This window comes from Bacillus sp. FSL R10-2201 (assembly GCF_038008665.1).
GTDB lineage: Bacteria > Bacillota > Bacilli > Bacillales > Bacillaceae_G > Bacillus_A > Bacillus_A mycoides.
Genome location: NZ_JBBOZP010000001.1, coordinates 1,367,723 through 1,386,604, shown reverse-complemented (window position 1 = coordinate 1,386,604; position 18,882 = coordinate 1,367,723). Strand labels below are relative to the sequence as shown.

The 18,882-nt window shown below is 34.8% G+C and carries 25 protein-coding genes and 1 pseudogene; 13 read left to right on the top strand and 13 right to left on the bottom strand.

The window, feature by feature from the left end:
- Nucleotides 1-17: 17 nt before the first annotated feature.
- Nucleotides 18-605, top strand: coding sequence for a thioredoxin family protein (locus NSQ69_RS07195; protein ID WP_078175613.1), 588 nt, complete (start codon nucleotides 18-20; stop codon nucleotides 603-605).
- Between the two features lie 40 nt (nucleotides 606-645).
- On the opposite strand, the gene NSQ69_RS07190 is transcribed toward NSQ69_RS07195, so the two are convergent.
- Together NSQ69_RS07190 and uppP are read right to left on the bottom strand one after the other, a co-directional pair.
- Entirely contained in the window at nucleotides 646-1,110 is a 465-nt protein-coding gene (locus tag NSQ69_RS07190; protein ID WP_002126258.1) for an SRPBCC family protein, read from the bottom strand.
- Nucleotides 1,111-1,304: 194 nt separating this feature from the next.
- Complete coding sequence (uppP, locus tag NSQ69_RS07185; protein WP_002011643.1) at nucleotides 1,305-2,096, bottom strand: bacitracin resistance undecaprenyl-diphosphatase; 792 nt, start codon at nucleotides 2,094-2,096, stop codon at nucleotides 1,305-1,307.
- Nucleotides 2,097-2,278: 182 nt separating this feature from the next.
- Between uppP and NSQ69_RS07180 the strand changes: the two genes are divergently transcribed.
- The 3 genes from NSQ69_RS07180 to NSQ69_RS07170 all read left to right on the top strand — a co-directional run bounded on the left by NSQ69_RS07180 (nucleotide 2,279) and on the right by NSQ69_RS07170 (nucleotide 4,055).
- Nucleotides 2,279-3,637, top strand: a complete 1,359-nt coding sequence (locus NSQ69_RS07180; protein WP_002126252.1) for an MATE family efflux transporter — start codon at nucleotides 2,279-2,281, stop codon at nucleotides 3,635-3,637.
- Nucleotides 3,638-3,713: 76 nt separating this feature from the next.
- Nucleotides 3,714-3,887 carry a hypothetical protein gene (locus NSQ69_RS07175; RefSeq protein WP_000343684.1) on the top strand — a complete coding sequence of 58 codons (174 nt, stop codon included), beginning with the start codon at nucleotides 3,714-3,716 and terminating at the stop codon, nucleotides 3,885-3,887.
- An 18-nt stretch (nucleotides 3,888-3,905) separates the two neighbouring features.
- Nucleotides 3,906-4,055: a hypothetical protein gene (locus NSQ69_RS07170; RefSeq protein WP_050000110.1), complete on the top strand. Its 150-nt coding sequence runs from the start codon at nucleotides 3,906-3,908 to the stop codon at nucleotides 4,053-4,055.
- Nucleotides 4,056-4,080: 25 nt separating this feature from the next.
- Here the strand turns inward: NSQ69_RS07170 and NSQ69_RS07165 are convergent, their stop codons facing one another.
- Nucleotides 4,081-4,578, bottom strand: coding sequence for a hypothetical protein (locus NSQ69_RS07165; protein WP_002126248.1), 498 nt, complete (start codon nucleotides 4,576-4,578; stop codon nucleotides 4,081-4,083).
- Between the two features lie 112 nt (nucleotides 4,579-4,690).
- On the opposite strand from NSQ69_RS07165, the gene NSQ69_RS07160 reads away from it, so the two are divergent.
- Nucleotides 4,691-5,599 (top strand): aminoglycoside phosphotransferase family protein, encoded by a 909-nt coding sequence (locus NSQ69_RS07160; RefSeq protein WP_341099105.1) that lies wholly within the window; start codon nucleotides 4,691-4,693, stop codon nucleotides 5,597-5,599.
- Here NSQ69_RS07160 and NSQ69_RS07155 read toward each other — a convergent pair.
- The 5 genes from NSQ69_RS07155 to NSQ69_RS07135 form a co-directional block, all read right to left on the bottom strand.
- Complete coding sequence (locus NSQ69_RS07155) at nucleotides 5,596-5,757, bottom strand: hypothetical protein (RefSeq protein WP_002126244.1); 162 nt, start codon at nucleotides 5,755-5,757, stop codon at nucleotides 5,596-5,598. The genes NSQ69_RS07160 and NSQ69_RS07155 overlap by 4 nt on opposite strands.
- A gap of 96 nt (nucleotides 5,758-5,853) precedes the next feature.
- A complete protein-coding gene (locus NSQ69_RS07150) occupies nucleotides 5,854-6,627 on the bottom strand; it encodes a hypothetical protein (RefSeq protein ID WP_002140953.1) in 774 nt (257 codons plus the stop codon).
- A gap of 24 nt (nucleotides 6,628-6,651) precedes the next feature.
- Nucleotides 6,652-7,098, bottom strand: a complete 447-nt coding sequence (locus NSQ69_RS07145) for a flavodoxin (protein WP_002086759.1) — start codon at nucleotides 7,096-7,098, stop codon at nucleotides 6,652-6,654.
- Entirely contained in the window at nucleotides 7,091-7,255 is a 165-nt protein-coding gene (locus NSQ69_RS07140; protein WP_002011628.1) for a hypothetical protein, read from the bottom strand. The genes NSQ69_RS07145 and NSQ69_RS07140 overlap by 8 nt, the downstream gene beginning before the upstream one ends.
- Before the next feature lie 223 nt (nucleotides 7,256-7,478).
- Nucleotides 7,479-8,657 carry an amidohydrolase gene (locus tag NSQ69_RS07135; RefSeq protein WP_002126238.1) on the bottom strand — a complete coding sequence of 393 codons (1,179 nt, stop codon included), beginning with the start codon at nucleotides 8,655-8,657 and terminating at the stop codon, nucleotides 7,479-7,481.
- Nucleotides 8,658-9,016: 359 nt separating this feature from the next.
- On the opposite strand from NSQ69_RS07135, the gene NSQ69_RS07130 reads away from it, so the two are divergent.
- The 5 genes from NSQ69_RS07130 (at nucleotide 9,017) to dltD (ending at nucleotide 13,333) form a co-directional block, all read left to right on the top strand.
- A complete protein-coding gene (locus NSQ69_RS07130) occupies nucleotides 9,017-9,163 on the top strand; it encodes a teichoic acid D-Ala incorporation-associated protein DltX (RefSeq protein ID WP_002011626.1) in 147 nt (48 codons plus the stop codon).
- 12 nt (nucleotides 9,164-9,175) lie between these two features.
- Nucleotides 9,176-10,690 carry a D-alanine--poly(phosphoribitol) ligase subunit DltA gene (dltA, locus tag NSQ69_RS07125; protein ID WP_002011625.1) on the top strand — a complete coding sequence of 505 codons (1,515 nt, stop codon included), beginning with the start codon at nucleotides 9,176-9,178 and terminating at the stop codon, nucleotides 10,688-10,690.
- The gene (gene dltB / locus NSQ69_RS07120; RefSeq protein ID WP_002126234.1) at nucleotides 10,687-11,853 is read left to right on the top strand and encodes a D-alanyl-lipoteichoic acid biosynthesis protein DltB; all 1,167 of its coding nucleotides are present in this window, start codon (nucleotides 10,687-10,689) and stop codon (nucleotides 11,851-11,853) included. The genes dltA and dltB overlap by 4 nt, the downstream gene beginning before the upstream one ends.
- Nucleotides 11,854-11,921: 68 nt before the next feature.
- A complete protein-coding gene (gene dltC / locus NSQ69_RS07115; RefSeq protein ID WP_002011622.1) occupies nucleotides 11,922-12,161 on the top strand; it encodes a D-alanine--poly(phosphoribitol) ligase subunit DltC in 240 nt (79 codons plus the stop codon).
- Nucleotides 12,158-13,333 (top strand): D-alanyl-lipoteichoic acid biosynthesis protein DltD, encoded by a 1,176-nt coding sequence (dltD, locus tag NSQ69_RS07110; RefSeq protein WP_002126231.1) that lies wholly within the window; start codon nucleotides 12,158-12,160, stop codon nucleotides 13,331-13,333. Before dltC ends, dltD begins: the two co-directional genes overlap by 4 nt.
- 17 nt (nucleotides 13,334-13,350) lie before the next feature.
- Here the strand turns inward: dltD and NSQ69_RS07105 are convergent, their stop codons facing one another.
- Nucleotides 13,351-14,487 carry an NAD(P)H-dependent flavin oxidoreductase gene (locus NSQ69_RS07105; RefSeq protein ID WP_002140949.1) on the bottom strand — a complete coding sequence of 379 codons (1,137 nt, stop codon included), beginning with the start codon at nucleotides 14,485-14,487 and terminating at the stop codon, nucleotides 13,351-13,353.
- A gap of 73 nt (nucleotides 14,488-14,560) precedes the next feature.
- On the opposite strand from NSQ69_RS07105, the gene NSQ69_RS07100 reads away from it, so the two are divergent.
- Nucleotides 14,561-15,481, top strand: coding sequence for a S66 peptidase family protein (locus NSQ69_RS07100; RefSeq protein WP_002126227.1), 921 nt, complete (start codon nucleotides 14,561-14,563; stop codon nucleotides 15,479-15,481).
- A 27-nt stretch (nucleotides 15,482-15,508) separates the two neighbouring features.
- Here NSQ69_RS07100 and NSQ69_RS07095 read toward each other — a convergent pair whose 3' ends face one another.
- From NSQ69_RS07095 to NSQ69_RS07085, 3 genes and pseudogenes are all read right to left on the bottom strand, one after another.
- Nucleotides 15,509-15,907 (bottom strand): SseB family protein, encoded by a 399-nt coding sequence (locus NSQ69_RS07095; RefSeq protein ID WP_002126226.1) that lies wholly within the window; start codon nucleotides 15,905-15,907, stop codon nucleotides 15,509-15,511.
- Nucleotides 15,908-15,994: 87 nt separating this feature from the next.
- Nucleotides 15,995-16,549, bottom strand: coding sequence for a cysteine hydrolase family protein (locus NSQ69_RS07090; protein WP_002126225.1), 555 nt, complete (start codon nucleotides 16,547-16,549; stop codon nucleotides 15,995-15,997).
- 13 nt (nucleotides 16,550-16,562) lie between these two features.
- Nucleotides 16,563-16,972, bottom strand: a pseudogene (locus tag NSQ69_RS07085) (carboxymuconolactone decarboxylase family protein).
- Nucleotides 16,973-17,098: 126 nt separating this feature from the next.
- On the opposite strand from NSQ69_RS07085, the gene NSQ69_RS07080 reads away from it, so the two are divergent.
- On the top strand, nucleotides 17,099-17,551 hold the full coding sequence (locus NSQ69_RS07080; RefSeq protein ID WP_002030598.1) for an Lrp/AsnC family transcriptional regulator: 453 nt from the start codon (nucleotides 17,099-17,101) through the stop codon (nucleotides 17,549-17,551).
- A gap of 100 nt (nucleotides 17,552-17,651) precedes the next feature.
- Nucleotides 17,652-17,834 carry a DUF3913 family protein gene (locus NSQ69_RS07075; protein WP_000707108.1) on the top strand — a complete coding sequence of 61 codons (183 nt, stop codon included), beginning with the start codon at nucleotides 17,652-17,654 and terminating at the stop codon, nucleotides 17,832-17,834.
- Between the two features lie 29 nt (nucleotides 17,835-17,863).
- On the opposite strand, the gene NSQ69_RS07070 is transcribed toward NSQ69_RS07075, so the two are convergent.
- Nucleotides 17,864-18,877 carry a CPBP family intramembrane glutamic endopeptidase gene (locus NSQ69_RS07070; RefSeq protein WP_033730617.1) on the bottom strand — a complete coding sequence of 338 codons (1,014 nt, stop codon included), beginning with the start codon at nucleotides 18,875-18,877 and terminating at the stop codon, nucleotides 17,864-17,866.
- Between the last annotated feature and the right edge of the window lie 5 nt (nucleotides 18,878-18,882).

The window sequence follows — 18,882 nt, the reverse complement described above, 5'->3', positions numbered from 1 at the left end:
ATATAAAAATTGGTACAATAAAAATAAATCATACTAAAGAGGTGTTACTTATGAACTTACTACAATGGGCTGATAAAGGCATGTCCTTTGATACATATGTGAATGAAATGAAAGTAAACCAATACGAGCTACTACACATTTACAATAACTTTTTAATTCCAAATGAATTACTTCCAGTTTTAGAAGAACGTCAAAATGATGGCTGGCGCGTTATCGTATTAACAGCTGACTGGTGCGGCGACGCTCTTTTATGTGTACCTGTTATGAAACGAATTTCTGAAGTTGCAAATATTGATATGCGTTTATTAATTCGCGATGAAAACTTAGAGTTAATGGATCAATACTTAACAAACGGAACAGCACGTGCGATTCCAATCTTTATTTTCATTGATAAAGACGGAAATGAACAAGCCGTCTTTGGACCACGCGCTCCAAAAGTACAAGAATTAGTAACTTCAATGCGCGCTACATTACCTGAAAAAGAAGATCCAACATTCGAAGAGAAACAAAAAGAAATGTATGCTAATTTCCGTGCTACATTAGCTGATGATACTTCTCTTTGGGAACATGTAATGGAAAGCATGATTGAGAAAGTAGTAAAATAAAAAAACCTGCCGATTTCGGCAGGTTTTTTATTTTACTAAATTATAATCCTTTTTTCTGAGAATATACAGCATCTACGCACGCTGCTAAACGTTCCATTTCACCCATGTATATTCCACGTGTCATCCACCCAGTCAACTTGTACATAATCTTATATAAAAAATTCTTCGGTTCAAATTCTACGATTAAAGTAAGCGATGTACCTTCTTCATCCTCTTCTAACATATAAGTTGCAGCTGTATAACCTTGCTTCATCTCACATCCAACTGAAACAATATACGGTTCATCATACTCTAAAATTTCCGCCTCAAATTCATATATTTTCTTCCCCATCTTTTGCACAGATATATATTTGTCACCTTCACGAGGGTTTTCAACATCTATATTTGAAGGATACCTATTTTCTACCATAAAGGTACTCCATTCTAGTATTTTCTCGTCATTGTGTACATAATCAAATACAACATCAATTGGTGCTGGAATTACTATTTCTATTGCAAAACTCACTAAATTGCTCCTCTCAAATACCCTATCGATTTCCTTAAAATTATTATAACGAAATCATTATGGCATATTTCACATGGTGAAATACAAGTAATTGAAGGTAAAAGTTTCATTTTTCTCTCTCTATAAAAAAATACCCTACAGTGTAGACTTTTTTTCAAGTGTCTATTCTATAGGGTATTGCTGATATTTTATACTTACATAATGAAGAAATAGAATACCGCAGCTAAAATGAAACGATAGTAAGCGAACGGTGTTAGTTTTACACGAGCTAATAATTTTAAGAATGAAACGATTGCAAGCAACGCAACAACGAATGCTGTAATAAATCCAGTTGCAAATAACGTTATATCAGCCGAGCTTAATATATCCCAGCTTTTAATTAAATCTAAGCCACTTGCAGCTACCATCATTGGTACCGCTAAAATGAACGTATATTCAGCTGCCGCTGTATGCGAAACGCGAGCTAATAAACCACCACTTATTGTTGATCCAGAACGAGAAAATCCTGGCCAAAGTGCTAAACATTGGAACATTCCAATTGTAAATGCTTGCTTATATGTAATTTCATCTAACGTTCTTGCTGTACTTGGTTTTGAAAACTTCTCAGCAACAATCATTAAAATACCACCAACTACTAAGCTAATAACAACCGGTCCTGGACCGAATAAAACTTCTTTAATTGTACTATGGAATAATACACCAAGAATTCCAGCAGGGATCATCCCGATAATAATATGTAATAAATTTAACGATGGCCCATCTGTTACTTTCCCTATTCCAACTAATGACCATAAACGCTTCCAAAATATAACAACAACTGCTAAAATCGATCCCAACTGAATAACAACTTCGAAAACTTTCGCTCTATCGTCTTCAAATCCAATTAAGTGTCCTGTTAAAATCATATGTCCTGTTGATGATACTGGTAGAAACTCTGTTAAACCTTCAACAGCACCCATGATTAATCCAATTAACCAATCAGCCACAATTAGTGCCTCCTTAATAACGCATATGTAATTTTTTCACACCTTATCATAATACCTTATCCCTTTTCAAAGTGCATCCTTTTTTTATTGATTTCATTTGTTGTATACGCTTATTTCTTTTCTATTTTTTGATTAAATTGTATGATAATAAGAGTTTGTTTTTTACGTTGAAAGGGGATTTTATGAAAGAAACTAATTCATTCTCACAAAAGTTAAAGCAATTTTTATTACTCTTTTTCCCGATTTTTGTAACGCAAATGTCATTATTTGCGATGAGCTTTTTTGATACGACAATGTCAGGACATGCGAGTCCTATTGATTTAGCGGGTGTTGCTATCGGAACAAGTATATGGCTTCCCGTTAGTACCGGCTTAACAGGAATTTTAATGGCTACTACTCCTATTGTTGCACAGCTCGTTGGATCAAAGAAAAAGGAGGACGTTCCCCACATTGTCATACAAGCAGTATATTTAGCAATTTGTGCTAGTTTCGTTGTTATCCTTATCGGATTCTTCGCTGTTTCACCTATTTTAAATGGCATGCAATTAGAAGAACCGGTGGAACGTATTGCAGCACAATTTTTAATTATTATCGCGATTGGAATTATCCCTTTATTTACTTACACCGTCTTACGTGGATTTATTGATGCATTAGGAAAAACTCGAACAACGATGATTATTACATTACTATCATTACCAATTAATGTAGTATTAAATTACTTATTAATTTTTGGTCACTTTGGCTTTCCAAAACTCGGTGGTGTTGGTGCGGCAATCGCTTCTGCAGCAACTTATTGGTGTATTTTAATTATTACGGTTATTATTATTCGTACGAAAGAGCCTTTCGCTTCTTTCAATATCTTTAAACAGTTATACCGCCCTTCCTTTACAATCTGGAAGGAATTCCTGAAACTTGGCGTCCCTATCGGATTTGCTATCTTTTTTGAGACGAGTATTTTCGCTGCGGTAACACTTATGATGAGTAATTTTAGTACGACAACAATAGCAGCACATCAAGCAGCTATGAACTTTGCTTCCTTGTTATATATGACTCCTTTAAGTTTAGCAATGGCAATGACGATAGCCGTTGGATTTGAAGTTGGAGCAAAACGATACAATAATGCGAAACAATATGGATTTATCGGAATTGGGTTAGCCCTTGCTTTCGCTCTTTTATATTCAATCCTTCTTTATTTCTTTGATGATGAAATTGCTTCTATTTATACGACAAATGCAAATGTCCATCATTTAGCTAAAGAATTTCTTATATTCGCGATTTTATTTCAAATTTCAGATGCGATTGCAACTCCAGTACAAGGAGCACTTCGTGGTTATAAAGACGTAAATGTTGCCTTAATTATGACATTAATAGCTTATTGGGTAATAGGTCTACCTCTTGGCTACATGTTAGCAACTTATACTGACTGGGCAGCAAAAGGTTATTGGATCGGTCTTATTATCGGTCTAGCATTTGGAGCAATCTTCCTGCTTATCCGTCTCTTTCAAGTACAAAGAAAATATACAACGCAAAGCAGCCGCTAATGATATAGCGGCTGTTTTCTTCATGCATATTTTTTCTTGTAACGTGTAACATAATGAAAAAGAAAGGTGGATACATATGGACGAAAAACAAAAGAAACAATCATTCGATGAAGAATTCGCCCCTGAAATTTCACCTGGATATCGGCAAGATGTACATAAGCCACCTAAATATAAAAATACTTCTTTTTTAATGGGCATTACCATTTTCGCAGCTGTATTACTCGTGCTCATCATTTTCGTCTATTTTTAAAGAAGGGTGGTCTATTATATGAAGAAACAAGATTCAAATCGTTCAAAAAGAACTGTGAAAACGGAAAAAGGATATACAGGAGATTCTGTTCATACACTGAAACAAGTTGAGCAAGGAAATTTATACATTGCTCAAAAAGAACTTGGTCAACAAAATGAAAATCTTTAAAGTCCCTCTGCTTCTAGAGGGTTTTTTATTGTACATATTGTTTTTGTTCTAACACCATGAATAAATTATTAACCTTTACAATTTTCATGTCATAATTTAATTTCATTTCACTTCTCTTGCCATTTTCAATACCAGTAACGTACGCTACAGCATGATAGCGAAAACTCTCATCTGTCTCTTCACGTATCTCTTCGTTTGTAAATTTATACTCTAAATCCCGAAAACGGTTTGGGTAATAATTTTCTATTAACTGTTCATACCCTCTACTTACAAATATTTCTTCACCTTTTCGTTTCACATCTTCTTTATTATTAAACTCAAACACTGCTAGTTGCGCTGTCACAAAGTGTTCTCCTATCATTTTCATTTCTTTATCAGTTAAAGTTTCTATACTTTTGTTCTTTAATTCCTTATTTAACTCGTAGCGATCTATCGGTTTAAAGGTGGCAAAAACCTCCTCTTTATATGGCCAAAACAATCCAAAAGCGATACATAGAGAAATGATTAATATTCTTTTCTTCATAATGCACCCCACCCTCCTCCATTAATGATAGTTATATTTTAACGTATAGAAAGAAAATTCTGATATCATAAAATAGAATACCCTACCTTTAACTTAGAAACGAGGAACAATTATGGACTCTTACAAACAATATATAAAAGAAGCTCTACCAGATCTTTCTATACATTCATATATACAAAATGAAGAAGGGTGGGATAATATAACGGTTATTATAAATGCCGAACTACTATTTCGTTTCCCACGAAAACTTGAATATGCAAACCGAATTCCGTTAGAAAAAGAACTGTGCACAATTCTTTCTCATTCATTACAAGAAATCGAGATTCCTAAGTATCATTTATTGTATAAGAATGATTGTAATACGGTTCCATTTTGCAGCTATTATCCTCTCATTCATGGTGAACCGTTAACAACTGAACTACTTGCAAAGCTAGAGAAAAAAGAACTTGAAGTAATTATTACACAATTAGCCACTTTCCTTGCGGCTTTACATAGTATTCCTTTAAAACGTACTGAAACGCTAGGGTTCCCTATCGAAAAAACACTTACCTACTGGAAAGAACTACAAACAAAATTAAATCAATATTTTACTAACAATCTTACTTCATTACAGAAATCAGCCTTAAATCGTTTATTCGAAAATTTCTTTACCTGTATAGCTAAATCTGCCTTTCAAAATACAATCATCCATGCTGACTTTACACATCACCACATTTTATTTAACAACTTGAACAAAACCATTTCAGGTGTTATCGATTTTGGAGATGCTCAAATTGGCGATCCCGCTTTTGATTTTGCTGGGCTATATTATGATTTCGGTCGTGAGTTTACTACATCTGTATATGAACAATACAGTACACTTATTTCTCACCGCCATCCATTATTCATTCACCGCATCACTACCTTTTATCAATACAGCCCTTTACTACATAACCTTATTTATAACATTGAAACAAACAACGAAATAACATTAAAGAAGAATGAAGAACAGCTTAAAGCAATACTACAGGGACGAGATTAAATTCTCTCCCTATACTCTCTCTCCTCATACATCATTAACTTTTTATCCATTTCAACAATAACTTTATACAATTGAAATGCCTGTAAAATTTGCAGTTGAATTCCAAAAGGAGCATTCTGTTCTTTTAACCATTGAAATACTGCCGTTTCATCTTTCATTGATTATTCCTCCCTTTATTAATCTGCTACAAATATACGGTAAATGATGAAAAGCTTTTCATGTCAATAACAAAAAAGGATGCAAAATTGCATCCTTTAATGTACTATATTTTTCTTCTGCTTCGCTTCTTTCTTTACTTCTTCCCTTTGGCATTCACTACGAAACGCACAACTCATACACTCAGAACGAAAATGACGCTCTGTATAGTGCTCAGGTTGTTGCAACATTTCTTTCATTCTAAATAAATCATCCATTCCAGTTATAATATCTTCCTGCTTTGGAATGTACTCATACTTAGTTCCTTCTATTAAATTAATAACTTCAATTTTCCCTGGAAGAATACCGAAAGCTTTATAACTGAATACTGTCATTAGCTTCTGACAAAGAGCAAGCATTTCCTCATCCGCATCGACAACATACTTTTTAATTACAAACGATTCAGCACTCCACTCACCAACTTCAAATGTCAATGACATGTGGACACCTAACTCTTCCATATATGTTTGAAACTTCTCATATAAAAATAACGGCGGTGCCTGACTATCATCCCTTTCAACAAACTGTAATAAGTGATCAGTTAGCTTTGCTAAAACAATATAGTACTCCGCCTTTGAAGCAAACATATTAATCCTTACTTTTTTCCAATACTTTTCTATTAATATTAAAAGTACAATTTTCGTTTGTTGGCCCGCAGGTAGCGTGTAATATTCATTAATAATTTGATTCACAATCATTTGTGCTATTTGTTGCCATTCAAATGAAGAAGGTTCTCTTCTTTTTATATGACGGAAATAAAATTTATGCGGACAACGCATAAAATCATACAAATGGTAATCTGTCATCGTTTTGATTGAGATTTTCTCATGCAATTGCTCTTCATCTCCCTTCTGCCATTAAGAAAGGTGTTTTACGAATTCAGCTCCAAACTGTAAACATTTTTCTACATCTTCATCTTCTGGCGTTAATTCTACTTTCAATCCTTCTAACACAACTGCTGCCCCGCGCTCCTGCAGCTTTTCTATTAAAATATCAACCGCTACCCCGTATTTCGGATAAGCCGAATCACAAGAACCGAATGCAGCCGCTTTTTTACCAGTTAAGTTAATAGAATCCATTGCATCATAAAAATCTAAAAAATCATCAGGAAGATCACCATCTCCCCAAGTATAAGCACCTAAAATAATCCCGTCATATTGCTCTAATATAGAAGCTTCTGGTGTATCCATAATATCAATTACTTCAATCTCATTTTCTGTTTCACGAATCGCACCCGCAATATGGTCAGCCATTTCCTCTGTATTTCCACTCATACTTGCAAAAATCATTACTAACTTACTCAACTGAACCTCTCCTTTTACCTTGTATCTCTTTTTCTGTTTGAAGTGTACTCTTCTCATCTACATATTCAGAACGAATTACATTTCGTTGCCATTCAATATGCTTATCAACATCTTTATTTTTTAATCCCCTTCGTAAAAGGTGAAATGTTTTTCTCATTAAGGTTCCTCATCTATTTCATTGATAATAATTATCAATTTCAATTATACCATTAGATTAATTGAAATTGATTATCAAAGTCAATAACTATTTTAAAAAAAATAGTTAAAATGTACAAGCTTGTCCGTTAGCTATTCATATACTATAAATGAGCATAGTTCTTTCTCAGCCCTCTCTGACGGAAGAAATAAAAGCAACTGCAATAGAGTGCAGTTGCCTTTTTTTATGTTTTATCAGTTTCTAGTAGTCTTATAGTTGTCTCTAAAAATAGTTCCACTCCATTAATTAAAGCCGATTCATCCACATCAAATTTCGGATGATGATGTGGATAACAAGTATCAATATTTTTATTCCCTGTTCCTAATTTAATGAAACAACCAGGTGCTTTTCTTAAATACGCTGAAAAATCTTCTCCTCCCATAGAAGGTTCAAGATGCACAATACGCTGATTTCCGAACAATTTTATCGCACTTTTTTCTACTATTTTCGTAATGTACTCATTATTAACAACTGGATCATATCCGTAACGATACGTATATGTATAATCTCCCCCATGTGCTTCTGTAATTCCTTTTACAATTTGCTCAATTTTCTCTTTTGCTTCCTCTCTTAATGTTTGATTAAAAGATCGAACAGTTCCCATTAAAGCTGCTGCACTAGGAATGATATTATCGGCCATCCCCCCATGAAATTGTGTAACTGACACTACTCTATGCATAAAAGCACTTGTATTTCTTGATACGATATGTTGTAAATTTGTAATAATTTGTGCTCCGATAGCAATAGGATCTATCGTTTCTTCTGGTCGTGCCGCGTGACCACCCTTTCCTAAAATTTCAATTGTAAATACGTCTGGTGCTGCCATCATAGGGCCATATACAATTCCTATCTTTCCACTTTCTAATCCAGACATAACGTGCAAACCTACTACATAATCGACGCCGTCCATAACACCGGCCTCCACCATTTCTTGTCCACCACCGGGATACACTTCCTCTGCGTGCTGAAAGAACAGACGGATTTCGCCTGCAAAATCTTCCTTCATATTTGCTATCGTCTCTGCTGCACTTAATAAAATAGCTGCGTGAGCATCATGCCCGCATGCATGCATTATTCCTTTATGCACAGACGTATAAGGTTTCCTTGTTTCCTCTTGGATTGGTAAAGCATCTATATCAGCTCGAATCGCAACTACTTTCCCTTGTTGCCTTCCTCTTTTAATTGCTAGCACACTGTACTGCGTTGGTCTCGTTACTTCAAAAGAAGAAAATGAGCATAATGTTTCATATATAAATTGCGAAGTTTCTTTTTCATGAAACGATAATTCCGGATACTTATGGAAATGCCGTCTCCATTTAATGATATTTTCCTCTGAAATAAAACTCCTCCACTCTCTTTTCATAATAATTACCTCCTTTTAAAAGGCTCTATACCTTAAAAATGTACTAAGTACCCAGTGATTATTAACCCACTCCAATTCAGGAATAACAAAACAAATATTATATTTTCCCGCCTTCTCACAATCCACTTTTATACATTCACACAATCCACTTCCTATTTACATGTCAAACCCATTACAAATTCATGCTGAATGTAATATAATTGCTAAGTTAGGGATTTTCTTTTTTAGTATTTAGTGCTAATATCAGAAAAGAGCCTTTTGACTTATTTTTACCTAAAATGTGGGATTTTGTTTTTTTCACAATAATGTAGGACATGATACCTACAAAGAGCTATTATTTCATTAAGCGAGGGAAAGACATGGAAAGATTAAAAGAGATATGGTCTCAACCACTCACACAATGGGTTGCAAAGACGGTTTATTACCTTGCAATTTTATTTGCATTGCTTTGGTTGTATGGATTCCATGATACAAACACAAGTACATTTATTTACAACGAATTTTAGGGTGGGAACGTTATGAAGTTATTAGAACAAATTGAAAAGTGGGCTGTAGAAACGCCTGATCAAACCGCTTTTGTTTGGCGAGATGCGAAAATTACGTACAAACAATTAAAGGAAGATTCTGATGCGTTAGCACATTGGATTTCTTCTGAGTATCCAGATGATCGTTCACCAATTATGGTTTATGGCCATATGCAACCTGAAATGATTATTAACTTTTTAGGTTGTGTAAAAGCTGGACATGCTTACATTCCTGTAGATTTATCTATCCCAGCTGATCGCGTACAACGTATCGCTGAAAATTCTGGTGCGAAATTACTTTTATCAGGAACTGAAGTAACTGTAACTGATTTACCAGTTCGTATCGTAAGTGAAGACAACTTAAAAGATATTTTCTTTACTCATAAAGGGAACATTCCAAATCCTGAACATGCGGTAAAAGGTGATGAGAACTTCTACATTATTTACACATCAGGAAGTACAGGTAATCCGAAAGGGGTTCAGATTACTTATAACTGTCTTGTTAGCTTTACAAAATGGGCTGTAGAAGATTTCAACTTACAAACAGGGCAAGTATTCTTAAACCAAGCACCTTTCTCATTCGATTTATCTGTAATGGATATTTACCCATCATTAGTAACGGGTGGCACACTATGGGCAATCGATAAAGACATGATTGCACGTCCAAAAGACTTGTTTGCTTCTTTAGAGCAATCGGATATACAAGTATGGACTTCGACACCATCTTTCGCAGAAATGTGTTTAATGGAAGCCTCTTTCTCTGAAAGTATGCTACCAAACATGAAAACATTCTTATTCTGCGGTGAAGTGTTGCCAAATGAAGTAGCTAGAAAATTAATTGAGCGTTTCCCGAAAGCAGCAATTATGAATACGTACGGTCCAACAGAAGCTACTGTTGCTGTAACAGGCATTCACGTTACAGAAGAAGTGCTTGATCAATACAAATCACTTCCAGTTGGCTACTGTAAATCAGACTGTCGCCTTCTTATTATGAAAGAAGATGGTACAATTGCACCTGACGGTGAAAAAGGTGAAATCGTAATTGTCGGTCCAAGCGTAAGCGTTGGCTATTTAGGAAGCCCTGAATTAACAGAAAAAGTATTTACCATGATTGATGGTGAGCGTGCCTATAAAACAGGTGATGCTGGCTATGTAGAAAATGGTCTTCTATTCTATAATGGTCGTCTTGATTTCCAAATTAAGCTTCATGGTTATCGAATGGAATTAGAAGAAATCGAACATCATCTTCGCGCGTGTTCTTACGTAGAAGGTGCAGTTGTTGTTCCAATTAAAAAAGGTGAAAAATATGATTACTTATTAGCGGTTGTTGTTCCTGGAGAGCATTCGTTTGAAAAAGAATTCAAATTAACATCTGCAATCAAAAAAGAACTCAATGAGCGATTACCAAATTACATGATTCCACGTAAATTCATGTATCAATCTTCTATTCCAATGACACCAAATGGAAAGGTAGATCGCAAAAAATTATTGAGTGAGGTTACAGCATGACCGCATATGGATCATTTTATTTTTTCGCTATAGTAGGCATTTTATTAATACCTACTATCATAGCTGGATTAAAAGGTAAAATGTTGCGTAAATATAATGCCGTTTTAACATTAGTAATGCTCGTTATTATCTTCTCTGATAAACCGAAGCAAGCAATCATGTTAGCCGCATTTATTATTTGGCAATATGCCCTTATTAAAGGCTATTTAATTTTAAGAAAACAAAATAATAGTACATTCACGTTTTGTATAGCTGTTATTTTATCGATTTTACCGCTTATTTTGGCAAAAATCGCACCGTTTGTACCTGAATTGCATTTTATTGTTTTCGCAGGTATGTCTTACGTAACATTTAGAGCTGTACAGATGGTCTTTGAAGTTCGTGATAATTTAATTAAAGAACTTTCCTTCTTTAATTTCTGGGAATTCGTTTTATTCTTCCCTGCGATTTCAAGTGGACCTATCGATCGTTACCGTAGATTCCAAAAAGATATTCAAAAGCCGCCTAGTGCTGAGGAATATCAAAAGTTACTATATACAGGGATTAACCGTATTTTCCAAGGTTTTCTGTATAAATTTATAATCGCGCACTTGATAACAACATATCTTGTAAAGGCAGTATTCGCCAATCAAGATACACTTTTATCTAATGTGATTTTTATGTACGCTACTAGCATGCAGTTATTCTTTGACTTTGCAGGTTATAGTGCGTTCGTAATTGGTATCAGTTACATGATGGGAATTAAAACTCCAGAAAACTTTAATAAGCCCTTCCTTAGTCGTAACATTAAAGACTTCTGGAACCGCTGGCATATGAGTTTATCATTCTGGTTCCGTGATTTTATTTACATGCGTTTCGTCTTTTTTGCAACGAAGAAAAAGTTAATTAAGAACCGTTACACAATTTCGTATATCGGTGCATTTTTAAACTTTTTCATTATGGGAATTTGGCACATCCAAGGAAGCGCTGTTGCGCAGTATGTTATTTATGGTCTATATCATGCCGCACTGTTTATTTTATTCGATATTTTCGAACGAAAAAACAAGAAGCATAAGTTTTGGCCAAACAATAAATTTACACACGTCCTTGCGATTGTAATTACGTTCCACGTTGTATGTTTCGGTTTCCTGATCTTCTCTGGACACCTTAACAGATACTTTTAATGCACCCTTCTTATACTATTAAGAAGTTGCACATATAATATATTTCGGATATAAAGGAGATTTTAAAAATGGCAGAATTCAAAGAGCAAGTATTAGATATTTTAGAAGAAGTATGTGAAAACGATATTGTGAAAGAAAACTTAGATGTTCAATTATTTGAAGAAGGTATTCTTGATTCTTTCGCTGTAGTATCTTTATTAGTAGAATTCCAAGAGCGTTTAGAGATTGAAGTTTCTATTTCTGATTTTGACCGCGATGAGTGGGCTACACCAAATATGGTTATTAAAAAGTTAGAAGAAATCCGATGAACAAAGTGAAATTTGGTCCGATGCTTTTAGCATTGGCCCTTTTTGCTGTATTCTTACTTATTCCTACGCGCTTCCTACTCCCACTTTTAAGTGATGAGAAAGTAGAACAAGCTGCGACTTCTTTAAAAGAAGAAAAGATTCAAAGTATGATTTTACAGCAAAAGATGTTAGCAGACCCGAAATATCTTCCGATGTACGGTTCATCGGAATTCGCACGTATGGATGCTTTCCATCCATCGAATTATTTCAAAGTAAAGCCTGAAGGATTCACACCATTCCTACTTGGGCGCGGTGGAACACAAGACCTTGTACATGTATTAAACTTCACATCTACAATGGATCAATTGAAAGATAAGAAAATGATATTCGTTCTTTCTCCGCAATGGTTTGTACCACAAGGTATTGATGAGACACACTTTGCACCTAACTTTTCAAAACAACAAGGTTACCACTTCATTTTCAACGATGATTTAAAACCTGAAATGAAAAAACAAATTGCAAAACGCTTATTAAACTTTGAGATTGTTAAAAAAGAAACTTTATTAAAAATTTCGCTTGAAGGTATCGCCTACGATGATACAAAGTATAAAGTAAAAGCACTTGCTGCTAAACCTTTCGCTTATATTTATCGTAACATTCTAGATCGTAAAGATTTATTTACAGTTATGTTTAATATTAAGCCGCATAAAGAACAGCTTGATCCATCATTGAAACAAATGAACTGGGAAGAAGCTCGTAAGCATGCTGATCAAACAGGTGCAGTAGAATCAAGCTCTAACGAATATGGTATCGAAGATGATTACTTCAATAGCAAAATTAAGAAGAAATTAAAACAACGTGAAGGTTACTTAAAAAATGATGCTTATGACCAATCACCAGAATATGAAGATTTACAAATTGTACTTGATTTATTAAAACAATCTGGCGCAAAACCGCTCTTCATTTCTGTTCCTGTAAAAGGTCCTTGGTATGATTACGCTGGCTTCCCGAAAGAAAAACGCGAATTATACTACAATAAAGTTCATGAGCAAATTAAGCAAGCTGGCTATCCAATTGCTGATTTCTCAAATCATGAATATGATAAGTACTTCTTAAAAGATCATATGCACTTAGGTTGGAAAGGCTGGGTTTACATCGACGAAGCTATCCAACAATTTTATAAAGCAAACTAACGAAAAGACCGCTTGAATTATTCAAGTGGTCTTTTTTTATATACATCTTGTAATTGTTCAATTACGTTCTCTGCTTCTTTCATGACACGTTTCACTACGTGCTGAGCTGATTCCGTTCGTGCTAATGATGATGCTTGTCCCGCCCAAAGCGACATATACTCTTCCTTATTTTGCTTCGCTGCTTCTTGACGTATTTTTGAAGTTAATACGTTTTGCACTGGATACATCGGTAAATTCTCTTCTCTTCCTTCATGTTTCTCTATAAATTCATTACGAATACCCCGTGCATATTTCCCGGAAAACGCACGGGTTACCGTTGTACTCGTATCTGTACTATGTAAAATCGCCTCTTTATACACGTCATGCGTAATACTTTCTTCACTCGTTAAAAAGGCTGATCCCATTTGAACAGCTTCTGCCCCTAACGCAAATGCCGCAACAAGCCCTTGCCCATTCATTACACCACCTGCTGCAACAATCGGGATATGAGGTACTTCCGCTACTAATTGCGGGATTAATGCAAATGTACCAATCATCGCATCTTGTTCTTTCCCAATAAACGTTCCTCTATGCCCTCCTGCCTCGCTACCTTGCCCGACAATAATATCTACCCCTAACTTAGCAAGTGCTTTCGCTTCCGCTACATGGGTAGCTGTTCCGATAACTTTTATCCCTTCCTTTTTCAAATCATCTATTTCTTCTTTTTCTAACGTTTGAAATGCAAAACTAACGACTGGTACCTTTTCCTCTAATAATACTTGTAATTGTTCTTTATAGCTTTTTGGAAGTTTTAAAGTCTTTTCTTCCTCTATACCTAATTCTCTATTCACTCCACTAAGTAATACTTTCGCCTCGTTTACCTTCTCTTCTTCTATCTGTATCTCTTTCGTTAAAAGTAAATTAACACCGAAAGGCTTATTTGTTAGTTCCCTTATTTTATAAATCGCTTCACGGATTTGTTCTGGGCTCATATACCCTGCTCCAAGCGTACCTAATCCTCCGCTATTACTCACAGCTGCAACAAGTTCTGACGTTGTAATCGCTCCTGCCATACCTGCTTGAATGATCGGATACTTAATTTGTAATATATCTATTACTCGACTTGTAAACATCATTTTCCCTCCTACTTTCCCTATACCTTCTTTATATGACATGCTTTCCCCTTCTTTTACAAGGATTGAACTTTCGCTCAAGCGAATATATTGAAAGAGAAGGAGGCTGAGAACAATGATTTATCCAAATGCGTTGCAAAAAGGTGATACAGTAATGATTATTGCACCGTCTGGCCCACCAACACTTGAGAATATATTAAAAGGTGTGAACGTATTACAAGAGATGGGATTATCCGTAATAATTGGAAAGAGTGTTTATGAAAAATATGGATATTTAGCTGGAAGTGATCAAGTTCGTCTTGATGATATACATGAAGCATTTACAAATACTGAGGTCAAAGCAGTCTTTTGTGCACGAGGTGGTTACGGCAGCGCTCGTCTCCTCCCTTACATTCAATATGAAATCATTCAACGGAATCCAAAGATTTTTTGGGGATATAGTGATATTACGGCTTTACATACTGCCTTTTCACGTTATGCGGAGCTGGTTACTTTTCATGGTCCAATGATTGAAGAATTAGGAAAAGGTATAGATTCTCTCTCTTTATCTTCTTTCAATCAACTATTCCATCCGTATTCATCTATCTTATATGCATCAGAATGTATCGTACCTACCTCTCCATGTACAGTTACAGGCACATTAGTTGGAGGGAATTTAACTGTGTTAACAAGTATAATTGGCTCGCCCTATGAGATAAATACGTCAAATAAACTTTTATTGCTTGAAGATATTGGTGAAGAACCGTACCGCATTGACCGGATGTTAAATCAACTACTTTTATCTGGACAGTTTAATGAATGCAGCGGCGTTATTTTTACAAGTTGTCACGACTGCAACCCTTCTAAGCCATCTCAATCATTGCAAACAATATTATATGAATATTTCAAGCCATATAATATACCTGTGTTATTCGGTTTACCGATTGGACATATAAGTCCAAATATCGGTATTCCCCTCGGAGCTACAGCAACAATAAATACAACTAACAAAACTGTTTCTATTTCTTCTGGTATAGCCACTCCATGTTCAAATTAAAAAGGAAAAGCTGCTAAGCTTTTCCTTTTACTTATAATAATTAAAGATTCGTCCTGATGCTATCTCTGCAATTTCTTCTGGAATAAATGTTTTACTCATATCTGTTCCAACATTTAATACAGCTGTCGCATCTTTCTCGATGCTACCCAATAATTCTTTTCCACGTATCGTAATAAGGGGTGTACCTTCTGGCAACACATCTTTTACAAATTTCAATTGTGTAAAGAACGGAACGATCCATCTACCCTCTCCTTGGAAATGACGCAAACGAAGTGTTCCTTCCGTTGCCCCGTCTTCTGCTTCAAGTGAACCAGCAACATAAAACTCCGTTGATAAGAGCAATTCATAAAATTCCTTTTGCTTTTGTTTATCATCTCCTGCTAAAACGAGTACTTCTTCTATTTTCTTTACTGGAATTTGCTCCATATGATGCCACCCCTATTTTCAAAATGATTATACTTAGATTATACGAAATATTCTTATTTTTTTCTACATAATTCCACAATTATTTTCTTAAAATAATTTTAAAACACCTTCAGTCGTAACGATTTTGGCAAATTCATCATGTAAGTTTACAAGTGTCATATTGTGAATGTCCTCTGCACTATACTCTGTCCCGTCCAGACCTTTACGATTGAATGTAGCCGTCGCATCGCTCACTAAATACGTTGTAAGCCCTAAATTACCTGCCATCCGTGTTGTAGTCTCCACACAATGATTTGTTGTTAATCCTACAATCACTACCGTATTACAATTTTGTTCTCTTAATTGTTCTTCCAAATTTGTCCCAATGAACGCGCTATTAACGGATTTCTGGATAATTATTTCATCTGGCATTGGTTGCACTTCTTCTTTAAAGTTTACCGTTTCCGCATGTTGATAAAACATCGATTGAACATTTTCTTTATTTACATGTTGAATATGAAAAACTGGTAGTTTTCTTTTTCTCCATTCTTCTAACAAACTTTTCATATTTTCTTCCGCCAAAAGGTTATTCCTCACGCCCCAGTATGGTAAGTTGAATGCTTCCTGTACATCAATGATTATAAGTGCTGCTTGATTAAGCATAATATCCTCCTAATTAATTGGGCTGTAATTGAAACAGAAAACCAAGTTGCTGCGAAGCAGTAATAAAACAAATATAGGCACAAAGCTCTACAATTTCTTTTTCAGTCCAATATTGTTTTAATATATGAAACATATTATCATCTATCGCCTTTTGGTCATGAACAAATGCATGCGCAAAAGTAACGGCTACGCTAATTTCTTCTATTTTTGTATATCATCCGGCTTTCCCTTTGCCATACAGTACGGACATTCATTCCCAAACGCTAATGTTCTTCTTACTTGCTCCTTTAACTCTACGGAAAGGGTCCCTGTACTATACAGTGTATTCTCTAACGTACTCCACGAATTTAATATATCTGGATTATGACCTAATAATTTTTGAAACTTTGTATCTCCTACATTTAATAATGTAATTCTCTCCATCATTTCCCCTCCTATTTCCTTCTTTTTTATTGTAAAATAAATAAAGTTCACTTTACATTTCATATGAATCTTAATTTTAAATTTTTCTTTACAAAAATTATCATTTTACTGGAGGTATATTTACAAATGCAATTAGACCGTGTTGATCGAAAAATTTTAAATGAATTATATAATGATAGCCGCCTTTCGATGCGTGAATTAGCAAAACGAGTAAACTTATCGGCTCCGTCTACTACAGAACGTGTACGTAAACTTGAAAGTGAGGGGATTATTCAAAAATACACAATCGATATCAATTATAAAAAAGCAGGACTTGTTTTAGATTGTATTTTAGAAATCACTTTAAAAAATGGTGATACAACACGTATGCAACAGTTTATTCAGTCTTATCCATCTGCAAGTTTTTGTTACCGAGTAACAGGAAGCTTATGCTACATTGTAAAAATCTCTGTTCCTTCACTCGTTGAACTTGAAGAATTTATCAATGATGTTTCTTCATATGCAACGACAGTTTCTCATATCGTATTATCAGAAGTAGCTCTTACTCCGGACATTGAACATATATTCCCAGAAGTTTAATTCATCTTTATTCACAAAAAGAGTAAAAACCCCTTACATTAAGAATAAAAATGATATATCATGTATTAAAATACATAAAGTTCGAGAAAGGGGCTTTACATTGAAAATCTGGTTTTATGAAAAAACGGCACAATTAGATGACTTGCTTGGTATTTGGGACAATGTTCCGACCATCCCTCGAATTGGTGAAAAAGTTGAACTTCTAAAAACCGTTCGGATCGTTACAGATATTAAATATGTAAAGAACGGTAATAATTTTCGTGTAGAGATTATTACAAATTAAAAAGTAGCTCTTTAGGAGCTACTTTTTAATTATCTATTATGCGCTTTCTTTATAACAATTTTATCTTCTTCTACAGAAACTGTTACATAATCATTTTCTTCTAACCGAAGCTTATTTACAGCTTCATCAGGTAGTTCTACAGCCATCAATCTATCTGTTACTATCACTTGGCTATATATTTCATTTTCTTCTGATGTATTCACTACTTTTTCTTCATTTATGAAACGAATCGGTGGCACACCAACTTCTTTTACTGTACGCCATTGGTTCCAAGTAAAAGGAATGAACCATAATAAACCGATAATCACAAGACCAATGCCGATCCATAAATTACTTTGTGCTTGTAATTCAGTAATCGAGATTGCGTCACTTCCATCTCCACCTACAAATTGCATACTCGTTGCAATCAAATTATTTAGAGCATGCACAGCAATATTCGTCCATATATTTTTTGTCTTTATGTATAGAAGGCACATAATAACACCGAACATGAAAGCACCGATAACATCAAAATGTCCTAGTCCAAAAATAAGAGAGGATATAATAACCGCTCGTTTAATCCCCCATTTGTAAGCCATTCGCTGTAAGAAAAACCCTCTAAAAATAACCTCTTCCATTATTGGGGCTAATACACATGCTGAAATGAAAGTAAATATCGTCATGTATATGTTACTCGTATTAATTACATTTCCATCTTCTAACATGGTAACTAAGAAATTAGGTAAAGTATGTGCTAAAATATAAAATTGAATTTGGGATATACCGACTGCAAAAATCATTCCCATGATCGTTGCTAATACAATTAACCCCCAATGTAAACGTCCAGGCTTATCAAAAAAACTTTTAAAAACAACATTATTTTTACTTGTTTTTAAATATAGCCACAATAGTGGAAATGCAAAAAATATTGATATTTGTGACAGCAACTCTATCGTATTGTCAGAAGCACCTGATAAATTTAATGGAATCATCGTCAGGAACATCCCTATAATCGTCCATCCAAAAAAACTACGTAGCCTTATACGTGAAAATGCATGTTGCATATTGA

What these genes read in the sequence shown, in the direction of transcription:
- NSQ69_RS07160 (WP_341099105.1), top strand. Translation starts at nt 4,691, where the DNA reads ATGGACTCTTACAAACAATATATAAAAGAAGCTCTACCAGATCTTTCT.
- dltC (WP_002011622.1), top strand. Translation starts at nt 11,922, where the DNA reads ATGGCAGAATTCAAAGAGCAAGTATTAGATATTTTAGAAGAAGTATGT.
- NSQ69_RS07175 (WP_000343684.1), top strand. Translation starts at nt 3,714, where the DNA reads ATGGACGAAAAACAAAAGAAACAATCATTCGATGAAGAATTCGCCCCT.
- dltA (WP_002011625.1), top strand. Translation starts at nt 9,176, where the DNA reads ATGAAGTTATTAGAACAAATTGAAAAGTGGGCTGTAGAAACGCCTGAT.
- NSQ69_RS07135 (WP_002126238.1), bottom strand. Translation starts at nt 8,657, where the DNA reads ATGAAAAGAGAGTGGAGGAGTTTTATTTCAGAGGAAAATATCATTAAA.
- NSQ69_RS07130 (WP_002011626.1), top strand. Translation starts at nt 9,017, where the DNA reads ATGGAAAGATTAAAAGAGATATGGTCTCAACCACTCACACAATGGGTT.
- NSQ69_RS07140 (WP_002011628.1), bottom strand. Translation starts at nt 7,255, where the DNA reads ATGAGAAAAACATTTCACCTTTTACGAAGGGGATTAAAAAATAAAGAT.
- NSQ69_RS07180 (WP_002126252.1), top strand. Translation starts at nt 2,279, where the DNA reads ATGAAAGAAACTAATTCATTCTCACAAAAGTTAAAGCAATTTTTATTA.
- NSQ69_RS07165 (WP_002126248.1), bottom strand. Translation starts at nt 4,578, where the DNA reads ATGAAGAAAAGAATATTAATCATTTCTCTATGTATCGCTTTTGGATTG.
- NSQ69_RS07100 (WP_002126227.1), top strand. Translation starts at nt 14,561, where the DNA reads ATGATTTATCCAAATGCGTTGCAAAAAGGTGATACAGTAATGATTATT.
- NSQ69_RS07095 (WP_002126226.1), bottom strand. Translation starts at nt 15,907, where the DNA reads ATGGAGCAAATTCCAGTAAAGAAAATAGAAGAAGTACTCGTTTTAGCA.
- dltD (WP_002126231.1), top strand. Translation starts at nt 12,158, where the DNA reads ATGAACAAAGTGAAATTTGGTCCGATGCTTTTAGCATTGGCCCTTTTT.
- NSQ69_RS07105 (WP_002140949.1), bottom strand. Translation starts at nt 14,487, where the DNA reads ATGTCATATAAAGAAGGTATAGGGAAAGTAGGAGGGAAAATGATGTTT.
- NSQ69_RS07070 (WP_033730617.1), bottom strand. Translation starts at nt 18,877, where the DNA reads ATGCAACATGCATTTTCACGTATAAGGCTACGTAGTTTTTTTGGATGG.
- NSQ69_RS07155 (WP_002126244.1), bottom strand. Translation starts at nt 5,757, where the DNA reads ATGAAAGATGAAACGGCAGTATTTCAATGGTTAAAAGAACAGAATGCT.
- dltB (WP_002126234.1), top strand. Translation starts at nt 10,687, where the DNA reads ATGACCGCATATGGATCATTTTATTTTTTCGCTATAGTAGGCATTTTA.
- NSQ69_RS07170 (WP_050000110.1), top strand. Translation starts at nt 3,906, where the DNA reads ATGAAGAAACAAGATTCAAATCGTTCAAAAAGAACTGTGAAAACGGAA.
- NSQ69_RS07090 (WP_002126225.1), bottom strand. Translation starts at nt 16,549, where the DNA reads ATGCTTAATCAAGCAGCACTTATAATCATTGATGTACAGGAAGCATTC.
- NSQ69_RS07080 (WP_002030598.1), top strand. Translation starts at nt 17,099, where the DNA reads ATGCAATTAGACCGTGTTGATCGAAAAATTTTAAATGAATTATATAAT.